This window comes from Streptomyces sp. CG 926, from assembly GCF_003148825.1.
Classification (GTDB): Bacteria; Actinomycetota; Actinomycetes; order Streptomycetales; family Streptomycetaceae; genus Streptomyces.
The window spans coordinates 14,446-30,095 of the sequence record NZ_QGGZ01000026.1; the positions used below are offsets into that span (position 1 = coordinate 14,446).

Sequence of the window (15,650 nt, forward strand, 5' to 3'; positions counted from 1 at the left end):
GAAAACCGATGATCCGTCAGCTCCTCCTCACCGCCGCCGCCGCCGGAACCCTCGCCCTGGGCGTCCAGAGCGCCTGGGCCTCCGACACCACGCCGACCAGCCTGGTGGCGCAGGTGATCCCGGCCGCCGCCGCCGAGGACGACTCCGGCTGGCAGGGCCCGACCCCCGCGCCCACCGCCCACCTCGGCACGACGGGCACCGACGACTCCGGCTGGCAGACGCCCCCCCCCCCCCCCGCCGGCGCCGACGACTCCGGCTGGCAGAACCCCACCCCCAACCCGAGCGTCACGACCAACGGCGACGACTCGGGCTGGCAGTAGACAGCAAAAACACCCCCGCACCGCCCCGCCCCACCCCGGCGCCACCACACCGCCGGCCCTCACCGCCCCGACCGATCACCGCGCCCCACCGCACCGATCGATCCCCGCGCCCCCACCGCGCCGCCCGAGTCCGGCCCCGCCACCACGCCCACGGCGCGCACCTCACCCCAAGGCCCCGCGACCGAGCTCACGGACCCCACCCGGCCCGCCCGAGCCCGCCCCGCCACCGTACCGACGGTGCTGCACCCGCGGCCGCGCCTGCGGACCCCGGCAGCCACGCCGCTGACGCCGACGCCGACGCCGACGCCGACGCCGCGCCCGTCGACCGCGCCCCCACGGCGCCCGCCACACCCCACCGCCGCCCCGCCATGCCCAGTTCACCTCCTCAGGAGTCGTCGCAGTGACTGCCGAACCGATCGAAAGGCCGCCGACGCACAGCGGTTCCGACTACTTGCTCGCACTGCGTGACAAAGGCCTGAACGAAGCCCCCGTCGAACTCGTCCGCATCCAGGAGCTGTACGTCTCCTCGTCGCCGCGGGCCGACGGCGTCGACCAGGAGTACGCCCGCACACTCGCCGACACGGAGTCCGAGCTCCCCCCGATCCTCGTGCACCGCCCCACGATGCGCGTCGTCGACGGCCTGCACCGCCTCGCGGCAGCCCGCTCCCGCGGACAGGACCTCATCCACGTCCGCTACTTCGACGGCGACTCCACCGACGCGGACCTCCTCGCGATCGCCCTCAACGTCTCCCACGGACGCCCCCTGTGCCTCGAGGACCGCGTCGGAGCCGCGGAGAGGATCTTCGCCTCCCACCCCGAGTGGTCCGACCGCGCGGTGGCGGCCGTCGCGGGCCTGTCCGCCCGGAAGATCGCCGAAATCCGCCGCAACTCCTCCGGGACCTTCCTCAACGGCGCCCGCCGGATCGGACTCGACGGACGCGCCCGCCCGGTCGACTCCACCTACGGCAGGGAACTCGCCAGCCGCCTCATCAAGGAGAACCCCACCGCCTCCTTGCGCACGATCGCCCGACAAGCAGGCATCTCACCCGCGACCGTCGCCGACGTACGCGGCAGGGTCATGCGCGGCGAGGACCCGGTCCCGGCCCGCCAACGCGGCCACCTCAAGGCCGCCCCGACGGCCCACCCGGCCGCACACCGCCCTCCCACGACCCCACCCCCCGCCAAGACCCGCTCGGCAGCCGAACTGGGCACCCTGTTCGACACCCTGCGCCGCGACCCGTCCCTGCGGTTCAACGAGGTGGGCCGGCACACGCTCCGGATGCTCGAGGCAGCCGCCCTGGTGGCCCGCGACCGGCAGCGCATCGTCGAGAGCGTCCCGGCCCACTGCAAGGTCCAGATGTCGGAGCTGGTCCAAGGCTACGCAGAGATCTGGGAACTCTTCGCGCACGACCTGAAGACCCGTTCCGAGACCCAGACCGGCACCGAGAGCGCCTGACCACGGCCCGCTCCGGCGTTCCACCGAGCAGATGAGGATGAGGCACCAGGATGCTGCGCACCGTCGCTGTGATCGGCGCGGGACTGATCGGCACGTCGATCGCCCGGTCCCTGTCGGCCGGAGGCGCCACGGTCTATCTCACCGACCGGGAACCGATGGCGGCCCTGACCGCCGCGGCCCTCGGCGCCGGGCTCGCCACCCCGCCCCCCGGCCCGGTCGACCTCGCCGTCCTGGCCGTGCCGCCCGCCGACATCGCCCCCACCCTGAAGGACGCCCAACTACGAGGCCTGGCCAGGGCGTACACCGATGTCGGCAGCGTGAAGGCACAAGCTTTCCGAGCGATCGAACGCCTGGGCTGCGACACCCGGACCTACCTCGGCGGCCACCCCATGGCGGGCGGCGAACGCTCCGGCCCGCTCGCGGCACGCCCGGACCTCTTCGAAGGCAGGGTGTGGGCCCTGGTGCCCACCACCGACACCTCCCAGAACACCTGGGACACCGTACGCGCCCTGGTGGACCTGTGCGGCGGAGTACCGCTCGTCATGGACCCGGACGGGCACGACCGGGCCGTCGCCCTCGTCTCCCACGCCCCACACCTGGTCGCCAGCCTGATGGCGGCCCGCCTGGAGCACGCCGCCGACCGCGAAGTGAGCATGGCAGGCCAGGGACTGCGTGACGTGACACGCATCGCCGCCGGCGACCCCGCGCTGTGGCTCGACATCCTGTCCGCCAACGCAGGCACGGTCGCCGACATCCTGGACGACCTGGCCGACGACCTCGACCGCACGATCCTCGCGCTCCGAGGCCTCACCGACAGCGACAAGCCCGCCGACGCGGAAGCCGCCGAGGCCCTCACCGCCCTCCTCACCCGCGGCTGCGCCGGCCACAGCCGCATCCCGCACAAACGCGACGCCCCCCAGGGAAGCTACGTCACCGTCTCCGTCCTCGTCGGAGACCAGCCGGGCGAGCTGGCCCGCGTCTTCACCGACGTCGGAGCAGCGGGCGTCAACATCGAGGACGTCTTCATCGACCATGCCCCCGGCCAGGTCACGGGCCTGGTCGAACTGCTGGTGACCGCCGACGCCGCGCCACGCCTCACCCGGGCACTGCGCATGCCGAGCACGATCCTGACCCGCTGACACCGGAGAACCCCGTGCCTTCCCCACCCCCACGATCCGCGTCACCACCGCTCGCGCCGGTGCGGTCCGCCCGCGTGGCCCAGGTGCGGCAGCTGACCCCCCGCAGGCGACGCGTGGTCCTGCGCACCGACACCCCTGAGGACGTCCGCACCGGCCCGTACGCCGACACCGACGCGTACGTCCGCCTGCTCCTCGCCCCGGGGAGCGTCACCTATCCCGAGCCTTTCGACCTCGACCACGTCAAAGCGACACTGCCCGGCGAGTCCTGGCCCCGCATGCGTTCCTACACGATCCGCCACAAGAACCCGCGCACCGCCGAGATCACTCTCGACTTCGCCCTGCACGACCGGGGCGGCCCGGCCACCGGCTGGGTCCGCCGGGTCCGGCCCGGCGACACGGTCTTCTACCTCCAGCCCCGCGGAACCTACCGCCCCGTCGCCGGCGCGGCCCACCATCTCCTCGTGGGAGACGACACCTCCCTGTCCGCCGTCGCCGCCGCCGCGGAACACCTGCCGCAAGGCGTGGGAGCCACAGTCCTGCTCGAAGTGGACAGCGCCCACGAGGAGCAGCTGATCGACGCCCCCGAGAGAGCCGACATCATCTGGCTCCACCGAGGCGCCCACCGCGCGGGCACACTCCTCACCGACGCCGTCCGCCACCTCCACCTGCCCACAGCGGGCCTGCACGCCTTCGTCCACGGCGAGGCCCACGCGGTACGGGAGATACGCGGCCATCTCCTGCACGACCGCGGTGTTCCCCGCGACCGGATCTCCGCCTCCGGCTACTGGCGCCACACCCCCCACCCTTGATGCATAGGGTGACGACATGGAGACCGGACCGGAAGAGTCACTGCGGCAGACGGTTGCCGCACCCCTGCGCGCGACGGGCGAACCGCAACGCGTCCTCGCCTCCGTTCTCGGACCGACCCAGGCCCAGGTCTCCCGCCGCCGGAGCGCCGCGACCTCTCGGAGCCTGCACGACGCCGACATCCTGGCCGACCGCCACGGCCTGCCGGCACCGGAGCTCCTCGCCGGCCCCACCCGCGCCTGCGAAGCACTCTCCCGCACCCGAAACGCCGGCGAACCGGGAGCGCACCGGTGAGCGACTTCGAGGCGATCGACTCCCTCCTGGCGGCAGTCCGCCCCCAAGCCCCCCTTCCGACACCGGACCGGCGCCGAGAACTGCGCGAGCTGGCGCACCTGTCGAAGGCGCACATGGCGCGCGCCCTGGGAGTCAGCGCCGGCACGCTGGCCGCATGGGAGAACGGCCGCGAACCCACGGGGGAGACAAGGGAGAAATACGCCTACCTCCTGAAGGGCCTGGCAGCCAAACTCCCCCCCGCCGACCCCACCCCCGCCGAACCGACGCCCCCCACCCCCACCATCTCCGCCGACGCCGACGCCGACGCCGACGCCGACGCCGACGCCGACGCCGACGCCGACGCCGACGCCGACGACGTCGAACACCTCACCACCCCCGAACCGTGCGTTCTGTGCGGACACGCGGCCCCCACCCGGGTGGCGGGCTACGCACAACATCTGGACCCCACCCACTGCCACCCCACCACGCCGGCCCCCCAACTCCCCACCCCGGCCCACAGACCGGCCCACAAGCCAACCCGCCGAGCCCCCCAACACCCCACCGGCGCCCCCACCGACCTGATCCACCAAGCGGTCCACGCCGCCCTCACCGAACACCAGGGCGACACACACGCGGCCTCCGCCGCACTCCTCAAGCGCGCGATCCCCGACGCCATGCGGCTCTTGGACGAAACACGCAAGGGAGCCCGCTACGACGTGATCGCCCACCCCTGGATCCCGGACATCCTCAAGAAGCAGACCTCCCGCGGCTCGGACCAGATCTGGGAAGCACGCCCGAAGTGGACCCGCCCCGAGCTCCCGGCCGGCCTGCACCACGTCACCGCGCTCGACATCAACGGCGCATACCTCTCCGCCCTCAAAACCCACCTCCCGCTCGGCCGGCTCGAACACTCCACCGACCCCACCCACGACCGCCACCGCGCGGGCGTCCACCTCATCACCCCGCCCACCTGGGAACACGGGACGGTCCTCCCCAACCCCCTGGGCCAACGAGACGAACCCGGCCCCCTCTGGGTCACGGAACCCACCCTCCGCCTCCTGCTCCGCCTCTCCGGCCCCCGCTACGGCCTGTGCGAGCCCCCCCGGATCCACGAGTCCTACACCTCGGGCGCCACGGAAAACCTCCTGGAAAAGTTCCGCATCGCCCTCAAGGACGCCCGCGACACCGCGATCGCCCGAGGCGACGACATCACCCTGGAGTACGTGAAAGCGATGTACTCGAAGTTCGTGTCGACGATGGGGGAGTCGAACTACAACAGGGAGCTGTACCGACCGGACTGGATGCACATCATCCGCTCCCAGGCCTTCTCCAACCTCTGGCTCAAAGCCCTCAAAGCCCGGAACGAGGGCCTCACCCCGATCCGCGTGATGGGCACCGACGAACTCCACGTCATCGGCGACTGGCGACGCGTCTTCCCCGAAGGCCGAGGCGTCACGGAAGTCAAGACCAAAGACACCTACACCACCGGAACCGACACCACCGCCCCGGAACAGGACGACTGACGAGGAAAGCCCCCGCCGAAACAGAACTGCCGAAACAGACCCGCCCTACCCCTGCCAGGGAAACCCTGACAACAGACAGACTCCGCTCGAACGCCTCCGTCCCGACCGAAATGTCGACCGAAGAACACGCTTGACATCACCCCAGCTGAACTCCCCAAGCAACGCTAAAATCAACAGAGTTGCGCTACCCTGAGGTCAGGAAATGAAACCGGCAAACGGAAGGCCCGCATGAAATGCCGGAAAAGACACACGATTTCGGCCGCTACGGGGCTCAAGGCATCAAAGGCAGCGCAGCAGTTGCACGGCAACTCGACAACCTCGCCGATCACATTTCCACCCCCGTCACCGCACGCCGCGGTCTCCTGGCGCGCCTCAACTACCTGACCAGGTCGAACCGCGCCCGCCAGGCCGCCCGCGCAGCAGGCCTCACCGTCACCGACCGCACCGTCAAGGCATGGCTCACCGGCAAACGCCGCCCCTCCCGCGCCGGCCTGGAACAGATCGAGACCGCCTACCGCACGGTACGCCGCCAGAACGTGGCCCGTTACCTGCTGCGCCGGCTGAACGACGGGGGAGGGACCCGGGTGGAGATTCACCCGTTCGACCAGTCCCGAGTCGACGGGCGCTTCCAGCGGGTACTGGAGTACCGCAGCCTCAACATCCGTCAATGGGACACCATCATCCGGGCCTGGTCCGCAAAGGACACGGGCGCCCTGGACAACGCATGGGCGGACGCCATCGTGGACCTCGGATCGCAATGGGGACAGTACGAATACGTATCCGCCGTAGGGTTTGCCGCATAAGAAGTGACGGGCAATCACATGCGGTGCCCAATTCCAGATTCAGCACCGCTCAAGCGCCGCCTTCACCGCAGCCGTTGACTTCCACCGGGTCGCGCCCCGTCGCCCTCAGCGACAAGCAGCCGTCCCTGGGCTCCTGAACGCGGTTCACGGCAAGGCCGCACGGCAGCCCTGCGCGGCGACCACACCACCGTCCGCCGGCTCCTCGCCGGAGGCCGCCGCGTCCTCGACCACGCCGGTTCGCACGAGCAGACCTCCGACCACGCCGTCCCCTTCTGGCGCGTCAAACGTCTTCACCTCCCTGCTCGCCGCAGCCGCGGAGCCCCCCCCCGCGACCTTGCCGCGGTTCGCGACGCACCTGGAGATGCGCCGCGGCCTGAGGTCGGCCGGCTCCGGCGGCACGGTGGCCGGCGTCGCCCAAATGGGGCCACAGGCCATGCAGGTTGCGACCGCCGGGGCTGCCGGGCATCGAAGCCGCGCCCCGGAGCAGCCCGCCCGGCGAGCAAGGCCGAGACCCCTACTGCTGAACTCGCCGCGGCGGCGACGTCCGCTCGGCCCGGAGTCCGGGGAGGAGCCGGTCGCGGCCCCGGCACACCTGCGGTGTGCGGGGGCCGCGCCGTGCCTACCCAGCTGGGCATCGGTGTTGTCGGGCAGGTGCTCCGTGCTCCGCACTACTCATCCGGCGAGGCGGGTCCCCTCTTGCCGGTACCTGCCGCACTTGGATTGCGTAGGGCCCGGGTCGGTGCATCGGGAACCGGTACACCCCATCTTGTGCCGGATCGGGCGTTTGCCGTCCGGGCTCATAGGCCGTTGACCCGGGCCATCCGCGCGGCGTCCTGGGGCTGCTGGATCTCAGCTGCGACCGCGCGGGTCCTGCGGGGTACCCGGGATTGCTGCTGCCGGACCTGCGCCATGAGGCGCCTGGTGCGCAGGGCCATCTCCAGCTCGAAGCGGGTGCAGGGGTCGCGCAGATCGGGACCGAAGAGCTTTTCCAGCTGCCGCATGCGGTATCGGACGGTCTGGGGATGCACGCTGAGGGCCTTGGCGGCCTCGGGTGCGCCGCCGCCCTCCAGCCAGGCGAGCAAGGTCTCTTCGAGTCGCTCGCTCTGGCGGGGTGTGAGGTCGGCGAGTGGACGCAGTCGGCGTGCGGCCAGTGCGTGGGCCAGGTGTTCGTCCTGGAGCAGCATCAGCGCGGAAAGGTGGTCGTCGACGAACACGGCGCGCGCGTCCGGGGCGGACGGGGCGGGGATGAGGTTGAGCAGACGCACGGCCCAGCGCTGGGAGGAAGCGGTGTCGCGGGGTGGGACCGGGTGCCCGACGGCGGCGGACCGGCCACGGAGGGCTTTCGCCAGTTCGGTGCGGGCTTCCGGATCGGGGGTGGGTAGCAGCAGGCAGGGCTGCCCGCAGACCATGCCGGCCAGGGCGCCGTCCATGCGGGCCGCCAGCTGCTGGGCCTCGCCCGGTGAGGTCAGGGCGACGGCCCGGACGAAGTCCGGTAGCGGCCAGCTGGCTGCTCCGGCCAGTTCTGCCAAGGCTTGCCCGGACAGGTGGCTGTCGGACGTGAGTGCGGTGAAGAGCTCTCGGCGAGCTCGTTCGGGCCTCGCCTCGGACCTCTGGGAGGGGATCGCGCCGAGGGACGGCAACGGCCCGGCGTGCGCGTCCCGTCCTCGGGGGCTTCCCTCGCCCTGCCCGGCAGCCGGGGGTTCATGGTTGCCCAGGGCGGTGAGGAGGGCTGGTTCCACGTGCTGGTTGACGACTTCGTCGTCGATGTCCGCGACGTGAGCGGAGATACCGGGGATGCTGTCGCGTAGTTCCTTCGCGATCCCCGCAGCCAGCGCGGGTAGTTCTCTTCGCAGGAGCTGGGGCCATTCGCCGCGCGGTCGGGTCCGGATGTGGTTCAGAAGTTCAGACATAGTTACCTCGCTCCCATGGTGCGTGCCCTGTCCCGGCATGGGGAGTTGAGCGCTTCGTACTCCCTTCAGGAGAACGTCCGTTAACCACGGACCCGCGACATTGCCTGACCTTTACCTTCAGGGAGGTGTGGCGCGGGCAAGGCGTGCAACTGTGTGCCGCCCTGAAGGGCCCTGGCCGACCTCCGATACCTGGGCGCCGGGGCCGACCCCGCGACGGGAACGACGCTGCGGTGACGCGCCAGGAGGTGCTCCTGGCCGAGGCGGTCGTGCATCCGGAGAGCGGGCCGGGCTGCACCCTGACCGGCGGGACCTGGTGGTCGTACTACGACGAGCGGGAGGTCGCGCCGGCCCGTGCGCTGGACATCGACTACATGGTGCCCCTGGCCCGAGGCCTGGGACTCGGGGGCGTCGGCGTGGACGGCGGCGCGGTGGGAGGCGCACGCGAACGACAGGGCCGGCCCGCCTCGCTGGTGGCGGTGACGGCGCGTTCGAACCGGTCCAAGGCGGACCAGGACCCGGCGGAGTGGCTTCCCCCCGGCGCCGGACGCGCTGCGCCGGTACGGCGCCGAATGGACCGCGACGAAACTCCGCTGGGGTCTCGCGGTCGACGAGGCGGAGCAGGACCGGCTGTGGGACATCGCAGCCGGCTGCGGCGACACCGACGTCGAGTTCACCCCCGTTCCGTAGATCTGGCGTAGAGGCAGGGCCGACACCACGTCGAGCTGTCCGGGCTGCGGGGTGACGTGGCGCGTGTGAACCTGCCTGTGTGGATCTTCGGCAAGGTGGTGCGGTGCCCGGTGACGCGGGCCGGCCGGCGTCGGCCGCTGTACTGATCGCGACCTGCGTCTCGGCGCTTGTGGTCAACGCGAACACGTCGGCGGTGAGCATTCTGCTTCCGGCGATCAGCGCGGATACCGGCATGTCGTTGGACGCTCTGCAGTGGGCCATCACCGGCTACTCGCTGGTGGGTGCGGCGGTGATCGTCACGTCGGGGGCTCTGGGAGATGTGTTCGGACGGCGGCTGGTCTTCCTGGGCGGCCTGGCGCTGTTCGTCGCCTCGTGCGCGCTGATCGCACTGTCCGGCGGCGGCGCGGGGGTCATCGCGGGCCGGGCGATCCAGGGCGCGGCCGGAGCGACGATCCTGGCGTGCGGGATGAGCCTGCTGTCCGTGTCGACCTCGGGGGCAGGACAGGTACGGGCCGTGACCCTGTGGGGTGGCGCGTCGGCGGTGGGAGCCGCGGCCGGGCCGCTGGTCGGCGGCGTGCTGGTGGACGGCACAGGATGGCAGGGCCTGTTCTGGATCGACGCGGCGATCGCGCTCGCCTGCGTGCCGGTCACCCTGAGGGGCGTCACCGAGTCCCGCGACCCCGATCGCAGCCGTTCGATCGACTTCGCCGGGACCGTGCTGATCGCCACCGTGCTCGCCCCGGCGCTCCTCGCGCTCAGCGAGGGCGCGGAATGGGGCTGGACGTCGGCCGCGGTACTGGGATGCTTCGCGCTGGCACTCGTGGCGGGCGTGGCGTTCGTCGCGGTGGAGCGCCGGGTGGAAGCACCGCTCGTGGATCTGCGGCTGCTGAAGGACCGTGTGCTGATCGGCGCGACCGTCGCGATTCTGCTGAGCGCCGGCGTGATCAACGGTCTGATGTACCTGGTCAGCCTCTACTTCCAGAACCCCGCCACGCTCGGGCTCACCCCGTTGGAGGCGGGCCTGGCCACGCTGCCCGCGACGGTGGGCCTGATCATGGTCACCCCGCTCGTGCCCCGGACCGTCCAGCGGCTGGGCATCGGACCGGTGATCGCCCTCGGCTTCGCCGCGGCGACGGGCGGCTGCGTCCTGCTGGTGTTCGTGCAGGGCGACTGGCGATACGCGGCGTTCGTCCTGCCCCTCGTGCTCCTGGCCGTGGGCCTTGGACTCGTCAACGGTCCGGCGAGCTCGGCGTCCACCTCTTCGGTGTCCGCAGACGACGTCGGGGCGGCGTCCGGCATCTCGAACATGGCGCGATACATCGGGGCGGCAGCCTTCACCGCGGCGGTGGCGACGGTCAACGCGACGGTCGGGCAATCGCGGAGCTCTGCCGGGGACACGGCCGCGGACGCGCTGGCCGCGGGCCTGTCCGGCGCGTGCCTGCTGCTCGCGATCGCCTCCGGGGCGGGCATGTTGCTGTCCGTCCTGGCCGTGCGCGCCCGCCGTCGCCGGGCCGGCCCCGCAGCCTACGGCGCGGCCGCGGCCTCGCACGCCCTCACCGTCCCCGCCGACAGCCGGTGACCGGCTGCCGCCGTCGGAGGTGCTCCCGCCCGGCCCGGGCGGGGGACAGGAACCGATGCGCGCCCCGGCACGCACGCACGCACGCTCCTCCCCGGACAGCCAGCACGCACGCACGCTCCTCCCCGGACAGCCGCACCCGGGTCGCCCTCCGCGCGGAGGCGGGCGAGTCTGACGGGATCGGCCCTGTCGACCCGGAGGCCCCCTTGAGCGCTGCGGATACTCCCGTTCCGGACGATCTCCCGAGCCGAGCGACGACGACGGCGGCGGCCGCCAGATCCGGCACCCCCACCCTCACGTGGGTGACCCTCGCGATGATGACGACCGCCTCCGTCGCCAGCCTCCGCGCCGCCCCCACCATGGCCGTGTACGGCCTGGCCTGCGTGTTCCTCTACATCGTGCCCGCGATCGTGTTCCTCCTGCCGACGTCGCTGGTCTCGGCGGAACTCGCGTCGGGCTGGTCGGGCGGCGTCTACCGCTGGGTGAGCGAGGGACTGTCGAAGCCTCTCGGATTCCTCGCCGTGTGGTGCCAGTTCGCGATGACGATCTTCTACTACCCCAGCCTGCTGGCGTTCGTCGCGAGCACGCTCGCGTACGTCATCGACCCGGCCCTGGCCTCCAACGGCGTCTACACGGCCATCGTGATCGTCGTCCTCTACTGGACGGGCGTCTGGGTGTCCTCCCAGGGCACCAAAGCCCTGTCCGGGCTCGCCTCCTGGGGCCTGATCATCGGCACCCTGATCCCCGGCACGCTGCTGGTGATCCTCGGCATCGTCTTCCTCGGCCAGGGCAACCCGTCCGCCGCGCCCATGAGCACCTCGAACATCTTCCCCGTCTGGACCGGCCTGGCCAGCCTGGTGCTCATCGTCAACAACTTCCTGAGCTACTCGGGCATGGAGATGAACGCCGTCCACGTCTCGTCGCTGAAGGACCCGCCACGCGAATTCCCCAAGACGATGTTCCTCGCGATGGGAATGGTGCTGCTGATCTTCATCCTGCCCGCCCTCGCCATCAGCTGGGTGGTCCCGGCCGACCAGCTGTCGCTGACCGCAGGCGTCATGCAGGCCTTCGACGCGTTCTTCTCCTACTTCCACATCGGCTGGCTGACCCCCGTCGCCGCCGTCGCCCTCGTCGCCGCCGCCCTGGGCGGGATGCTCACCTGGCTGGCCGGCCCCTCCAAGGGCCTGCTGCTCATCTCGCGCCAGGAGGGCTACCTCCCGCCCTTCCTCCAGCAGCTCAACAGCCACGGCGTCCAGCAGAACATCCTCGTCACCCAAGGCATCGTCACCACGGCGATCGCGCTGATGTACGCGCTGATCCCCAACGTCTCGAGCGTCTACTGGATCTTCTCGGTGATCACCACCCAGGTGTACCTGATCATGTACCTGCTGATGTTCCTGGCGGCCATGCGGCTACGCAGGACCAAGCCCGACCACCCGCGCGGCTACCGCGCCCCGGCCCTGAACCTGATCTGCGTCGTCGGCTTCCTCGCCTCCGCCGCCGCCATGATCATCGGGTTCGTACCGTCCTCACAGTTCGGCGGCGGCAGCGTCTGGACCTACGTCGCCATCGTCGGCGGTGGCCTGCTGCTCCTCGGGGTGGTCATCCCCTGGCTGTGCCTGCGCCTGCGCAAGCCCAGCTGGCGCAATCCGGCCGCGGAGTCGACGGGAGACGTCGCATGAGCCCCACCGCCTTCGCCTCCCGGCACAAGTGGATCTACATCGGCGCGATCGTCCTGCTCGTCGGCTTCGTCGTGGTCGGACTGATCCAGTACAAGGCCGTACGGTCCACCAACCGGTCCCTGGACAAGGCCGACCAGCTCGCGGACGAGCTCGTCGCCGCAGGATTCACCCGACCCGATCCCAGCACCCTGGCCCGCGCGCTCGGCCAGGACGGGGGCATCGTCTGCGAGGACCCCGCCTCCGCCCTCAAGACGGCCCTGTGGAAGATCAACATGTCCAACGGGGCCACCGGCCCCGGCCAGCGCCCGGTCATCGCCGACCGACAGGCCGTTCAGGCCGAAGCCCTCGTGCTGAAGGTCTACTGCCCCGACACCCTGCACCGCATCCAGGACGAACTCGAGGACCTGAAGACCGACCGGACGGTGAGGCGAGGCGACGATGACTGAGCCCGCCCGCGACATGCCGGACGCCGACGCCCTCGCCGCGCGCATCGACGCGCTGATGCCCCGCGCCAAAGCCGACCTCGCCGAACTGGTCGCCATCCGCTCGGTGGCCGACCCCCGACAGTTCCCTCCCGAGGAATGCGCACGGGCCGCCCGCTGGGTGGCCGACGCCTTCACCGAGGCCGGACTGCTCGACGTACGCCTCGCGGAGACCCCCGACGGAAGCCACGCCGTCCTCGGCCACCGACCCGGGCCGCAAGGCTCACCCACGGTGCTGCTGTACTGCCACTACGACGTACAACCCCCACTCGACCAAGCCGCATGGAACTCCCCGCCGTTCACGCTCACCGAACGCGACGGACGCTGGTACGGACGCGGCACCGCCGACTGCAAGGGCAACATCGTCATGCACCTCACCGCGCTGCGGGCCCTCGGCGACGCGCTGCCCGTGGGGCTGAAGTTCGTCGCCGAGGGGTCCGAGGAACAGGGCACCGGCGGGCTGGAGGAGTACGTCACCGCGCACCCCGGTGACATCTGCGCCGACACGCTCCTCATCTGCGACACCGGCAACGCCGCAGTCGGCCGGCCCACCGCCACCACCGCACTGCGCGGCCTCGCCAACGTCGTCGTCACCGTCACCACCCTCCGCGGCGACCTGCACTCAGGCATGTTCGGCGGTCCCGCCCCCGACGCCCTGGCCGCCCTCATCCAGATCCTGTCCACCCTGCGCGACCCGGACGGCGGCACCCGCATCGACGGCCTGGACTGCACCGGCACCTGGACCGGAGCGCCGTACGAGGAGGAGCAGTTCCGTGCCGACGCCTCCGTCCTGGACGGGGTCCGCCTCACCGGCTCGGGCACGGTGGCGGACCGGCTCTGGGCACGCCCGGCCGTGACCGTGCTCGGCATCGACTGCCCGCCCGTGGTCGGTTCTGCCGCCGCCGTGCCCGCTTCGGCCCGGGCCCGGGTCAGCCTGCGGGTTCCGCCGGAGACGGATTCCGGCGCCGCACTGGCGGCCCTCACCGCACACCTCACGGCCGCCACGCCCTGGGGCGCCCGAGTCTCGGTCGAGAAAGAAGGCACCGGGTCGCCGTTCCGTGCGGCCACCGACGGACCGGCGTACCGGGCCATGGGGCGAGCCATGGAGCAGGCCTACGGCCGCCCGATGGAGTTCCTGGGCCAGGGCGGGTCCATCCCCCTGTGCAACGTACTCGCCGCAACCTGCCCGGACGCGGAGATCATCCTCATGGGCGTCGAGGAGCCCCGCTGCCTCATCCACGCCCCCGACGAGAGCGTCGACCCGACCGAGATCCGCAACATGGCCCTCACCGAGGCACTCTTCCTCCTCGGCTACGCCGCAAAACGCTGACCCGGGACGGACCCGAACCACAACGAGCCCCACCACGCACGTCGTCGGGATTCCACGGACAGGCACCACGGCGTCCTCGGGGAGGCCGCCCGGAAGACCGCCGCCGACGCGGACCGGCCGCGGACCTTCACCGACCACCTGGAACGCGGAGGTGCCACCCTCACGGAACTGCAGGACCTCACGGACGCCTGGATCCTCTACGCCACGGACCCGAACCCCCTGACGCAGTGGCCGCGCCGCGCGGACGAGCGGTCCGCCATGTCGGACACGAGGGAGCGGAATTCCCGGGACGGCGTCCGGGAGACCGGGGGACTCGGTACGCCTGCTCCGGCCGGCCGGCTGGTTGCGGGGCGTCCGACCCGGACGGCGAGCAACGCCCCGGAAGCCACCTGGTCCGAGGCAGGACGCCGCGACCGCGGAGCTCCCCGCAGGGCTGCCGCGCAGCCGGAGATACAGGGGCGGCTGCTGGTGGGCGATGCTGTCGTGAGGACGGGTGCCCTCGGCATGTCGATCGCCGAGGCAGACCTGGGCTGCCGTGGTTCTGATTGTGTCGGCAGGGCGGGAAGGAGCGTCCGTAACCCTTCGGGAGGCTGGTGTGGCAGGCGAGCGGATCGGACTGGCGCAGGTGCCGGCGGCTGCGGAGGCCGCGGCGCCCGTGGCCGGTTCGAGGCCCGCTACGTGTCGTTCCTGTTCGTCGATGTCGTCGGCCGGCGCCTGCTGCGCGTCCACGACACGGCCGACCGGCAGCAGGAGGACCGCGCGGAGCGGATCCCCTTGGCCGGCAGCGGCATCTACGACGACGTCCTGCGCCACCAGCGCCTGGTACTGGCGCCGGACGGCGGCCAGGGGCAGAGGGTGCCGGCGCCCGTCACCAACCGCGGCGACACCATCGGTGTCCTCCGAGGAGGTGCTGGCGCAGGTGCAGGAAGCGGCGCATGCGCTGGCGTACGTCATCGTCACCGACCGGCGCTTCACCGACCTCTACCACTGGGCCAACCGCACCACCGGGGTGAGCCTGTCCGCGGAGATCCAGCGCCGGCTCCTGCCCGCGGCCTCCGCCTGCGAAGCACCCCAGTTCACCATCGCCGGCGCCCTGGTCCCTGCCTCCGACATCGCTCGCGACACCTACGACTTCAGCCTCGACCAGGACACACTCCACCTGTCGATCACCGACGCGATGGGCCACGACGTCAGCGCCTCGCCGATGGCCACCCTCCTGGCCAACGCCTCCCGGGGCGCCCGCCGTGCCGGAGAAGACCTCGCCGAACAGGCCCGCCAACTCCACCAGGCCCTCCTCGACCACGGCCGGCACAGCCTCGCCACCGGCCAGCTCCTGCGCATCGCCCTCGACGGCACCGGGGCTCAGCTCGTCAACGCCGGCCACCCCTGGCCGCTGCGGCTGCGCGACGGCGCCGTGAGCGAACTGAGCCTGGAGGTGGACCTACCCTTCGGCGTCGCCCAGCAGTGCGCCTTCGACTCGGTGACCGGATCCTGCTCCACACGGACGGGATGCAGGAACGCGACGCCGAAACCGTCGACCTGCCAGGCCTCCTGCGCAAGACCGCCGAGGAACACCCCCGCAAGGTGGTACGCGCCCTGGTCGGCGCCGTCACCGACGCCTACGAGTGTCGCCCGCCAGCTTCGGGCACAGGGCCGGGCCCC

12 protein-coding genes and 2 pseudogenes are annotated in these 15,650 nt (G+C 71.6%); 13 read left to right on the top strand and 1 reads right to left on the bottom strand.

All coding sequences use genetic code 11. The features are described 5' to 3' along the window. Nucleotides 1-8: 8 nt before the first annotated feature. The 7 genes from BCL76_RS38025 to BCL76_RS38055 all read left to right on the top strand — a co-directional run bounded on the left by BCL76_RS38025 (nt 9) and on the right by BCL76_RS38055 (nt 6,321). The gene (locus tag BCL76_RS38025; protein ID WP_109784069.1) at nt 9-320 is read left to right on the top strand and encodes a hypothetical protein; all 312 of its coding nucleotides are present in this window, start codon (nt 9-11) and stop codon (nt 318-320) included. A 400-nt stretch (nt 321-720) separates the two neighbouring features. Beyond that, nucleotides 721-1,776, top strand: coding sequence for a ParB/RepB/Spo0J family partition protein (locus tag BCL76_RS38030; protein ID WP_109784070.1), 1,056 nt, complete (start codon nt 721-723; stop codon nt 1,774-1,776). A 50-nt stretch (nt 1,777-1,826) separates the two neighbouring features. Beyond that, nucleotides 1,827-2,915: a prephenate dehydrogenase gene (locus BCL76_RS38035; RefSeq protein ID WP_309136889.1), complete on the top strand. Its 1,089-nt coding sequence runs from the start codon at nt 1,827-1,829 to the stop codon at nt 2,913-2,915. Nucleotides 2,916-2,974: 59 nt separating this feature from the next. Next, the gene (locus tag BCL76_RS38040) at nt 2,975-3,724 is read left to right on the top strand and encodes a siderophore-interacting protein (RefSeq protein ID WP_181382900.1); all 750 of its coding nucleotides are present in this window, start codon (nt 2,975-2,977) and stop codon (nt 3,722-3,724) included. 16 nt (nt 3,725-3,740) lie between these two features. After that, nucleotides 3,741-4,016 (top strand): acyltransferase, encoded by a 276-nt coding sequence (locus BCL76_RS38045; RefSeq protein ID WP_109784071.1) that lies wholly within the window; start codon nt 3,741-3,743, stop codon nt 4,014-4,016. Further along, nucleotides 4,013-5,518 (top strand): helix-turn-helix domain-containing protein, encoded by a 1,506-nt coding sequence (locus BCL76_RS38050; protein ID WP_109784072.1) that lies wholly within the window; start codon nt 4,013-4,015, stop codon nt 5,516-5,518. The genes BCL76_RS38045 and BCL76_RS38050 overlap by 4 nt, the downstream gene beginning before the upstream one ends. Nucleotides 5,519-5,751: 233 nt before the next feature. Continuing rightward, a complete protein-coding gene (locus BCL76_RS38055; RefSeq protein ID WP_109784073.1) occupies nt 5,752-6,321 on the top strand; it encodes a transcriptional regulator in 570 nt (189 codons plus the stop codon). Nucleotides 6,322-7,118: 797 nt separating this feature from the next. Here the strand turns inward: BCL76_RS38055 and BCL76_RS38060 are convergent. Beyond that, the gene (locus BCL76_RS38060; protein WP_109784074.1) at nt 7,119-8,231 is read right to left on the bottom strand and encodes a PucR family transcriptional regulator; all 1,113 of its coding nucleotides are present in this window, start codon (nt 8,229-8,231) and stop codon (nt 7,119-7,121) included. 212 nt (nt 8,232-8,443) lie between these two features. Between BCL76_RS38060 and BCL76_RS40240 the strand changes: the two are divergent. The 6 genes and pseudogenes from BCL76_RS40240 to BCL76_RS38090 all read left to right on the top strand — a co-directional run. Then, nucleotides 8,444-8,918 (top strand): annotated as a pseudogene (locus BCL76_RS40240) (HNH endonuclease); the annotation flags it as partial. 103 nt (nt 8,919-9,021) lie between these two features. Continuing rightward, nucleotides 9,022-10,497 carry an MFS transporter gene (locus BCL76_RS38070; RefSeq protein ID WP_109784075.1) on the top strand — a complete coding sequence of 492 codons (1,476 nt, stop codon included), beginning with the start codon at nt 9,022-9,024 and terminating at the stop codon, nt 10,495-10,497. A 203-nt stretch (nt 10,498-10,700) separates the two neighbouring features. Further along, nucleotides 10,701-12,176 carry an APC family permease gene (locus tag BCL76_RS38075; protein WP_109784076.1) on the top strand — a complete coding sequence of 492 codons (1,476 nt, stop codon included), beginning with the start codon at nt 10,701-10,703 and terminating at the stop codon, nt 12,174-12,176. Continuing rightward, nucleotides 12,173-12,622, top strand: coding sequence for a hypothetical protein (locus BCL76_RS38080; RefSeq protein ID WP_109784077.1), 450 nt, complete (start codon nt 12,173-12,175; stop codon nt 12,620-12,622). Before BCL76_RS38075 ends, BCL76_RS38080 begins: the two co-directional genes overlap by 4 nt. Continuing rightward, on the top strand, nt 12,615-13,988 hold the full coding sequence (locus tag BCL76_RS38085) for a dipeptidase (RefSeq protein WP_258310157.1): 1,374 nt from the start codon (nt 12,615-12,617) through the stop codon (nt 13,986-13,988). The genes BCL76_RS38080 and BCL76_RS38085 overlap by 8 nt, the downstream gene beginning before the upstream one ends. A 595-nt stretch (nt 13,989-14,583) precedes the next feature. Then, nucleotides 14,584-15,626: pseudogene (locus BCL76_RS38090) on the top strand (PP2C family protein-serine/threonine phosphatase); the annotation flags it as partial. Nucleotides 15,627-15,650 lie beyond the last annotated feature (24 nt).

What these genes read in the sequence shown, in the direction of transcription:
- BCL76_RS38025 (WP_109784069.1), top strand. Translation starts at nt 9, where the DNA reads ATGATCCGTCAGCTCCTCCTCACCGCCGCCGCCGCCGGAACCCTCGCC.
- BCL76_RS38035 (WP_309136889.1), top strand. Translation starts at nt 1,827, where the DNA reads ATGCTGCGCACCGTCGCTGTGATCGGCGCGGGACTGATCGGCACGTCG.
- BCL76_RS38045 (WP_109784071.1), top strand. Translation starts at nt 3,741, where the DNA reads ATGGAGACCGGACCGGAAGAGTCACTGCGGCAGACGGTTGCCGCACCC.
- BCL76_RS38055 (WP_109784073.1), top strand. Translation starts at nt 5,752, where the DNA reads ATGCCGGAAAAGACACACGATTTCGGCCGCTACGGGGCTCAAGGCATC.
- BCL76_RS38060 (WP_109784074.1), bottom strand. Translation starts at nt 8,231, where the DNA reads ATGTCTGAACTTCTGAACCACATCCGGACCCGACCGCGCGGCGAATGG.
- BCL76_RS38080 (WP_109784077.1), top strand. Translation starts at nt 12,173, where the DNA reads ATGAGCCCCACCGCCTTCGCCTCCCGGCACAAGTGGATCTACATCGGC.
- BCL76_RS38085 (WP_258310157.1), top strand. Translation starts at nt 12,615, where the DNA reads ATGACTGAGCCCGCCCGCGACATGCCGGACGCCGACGCCCTCGCCGCG.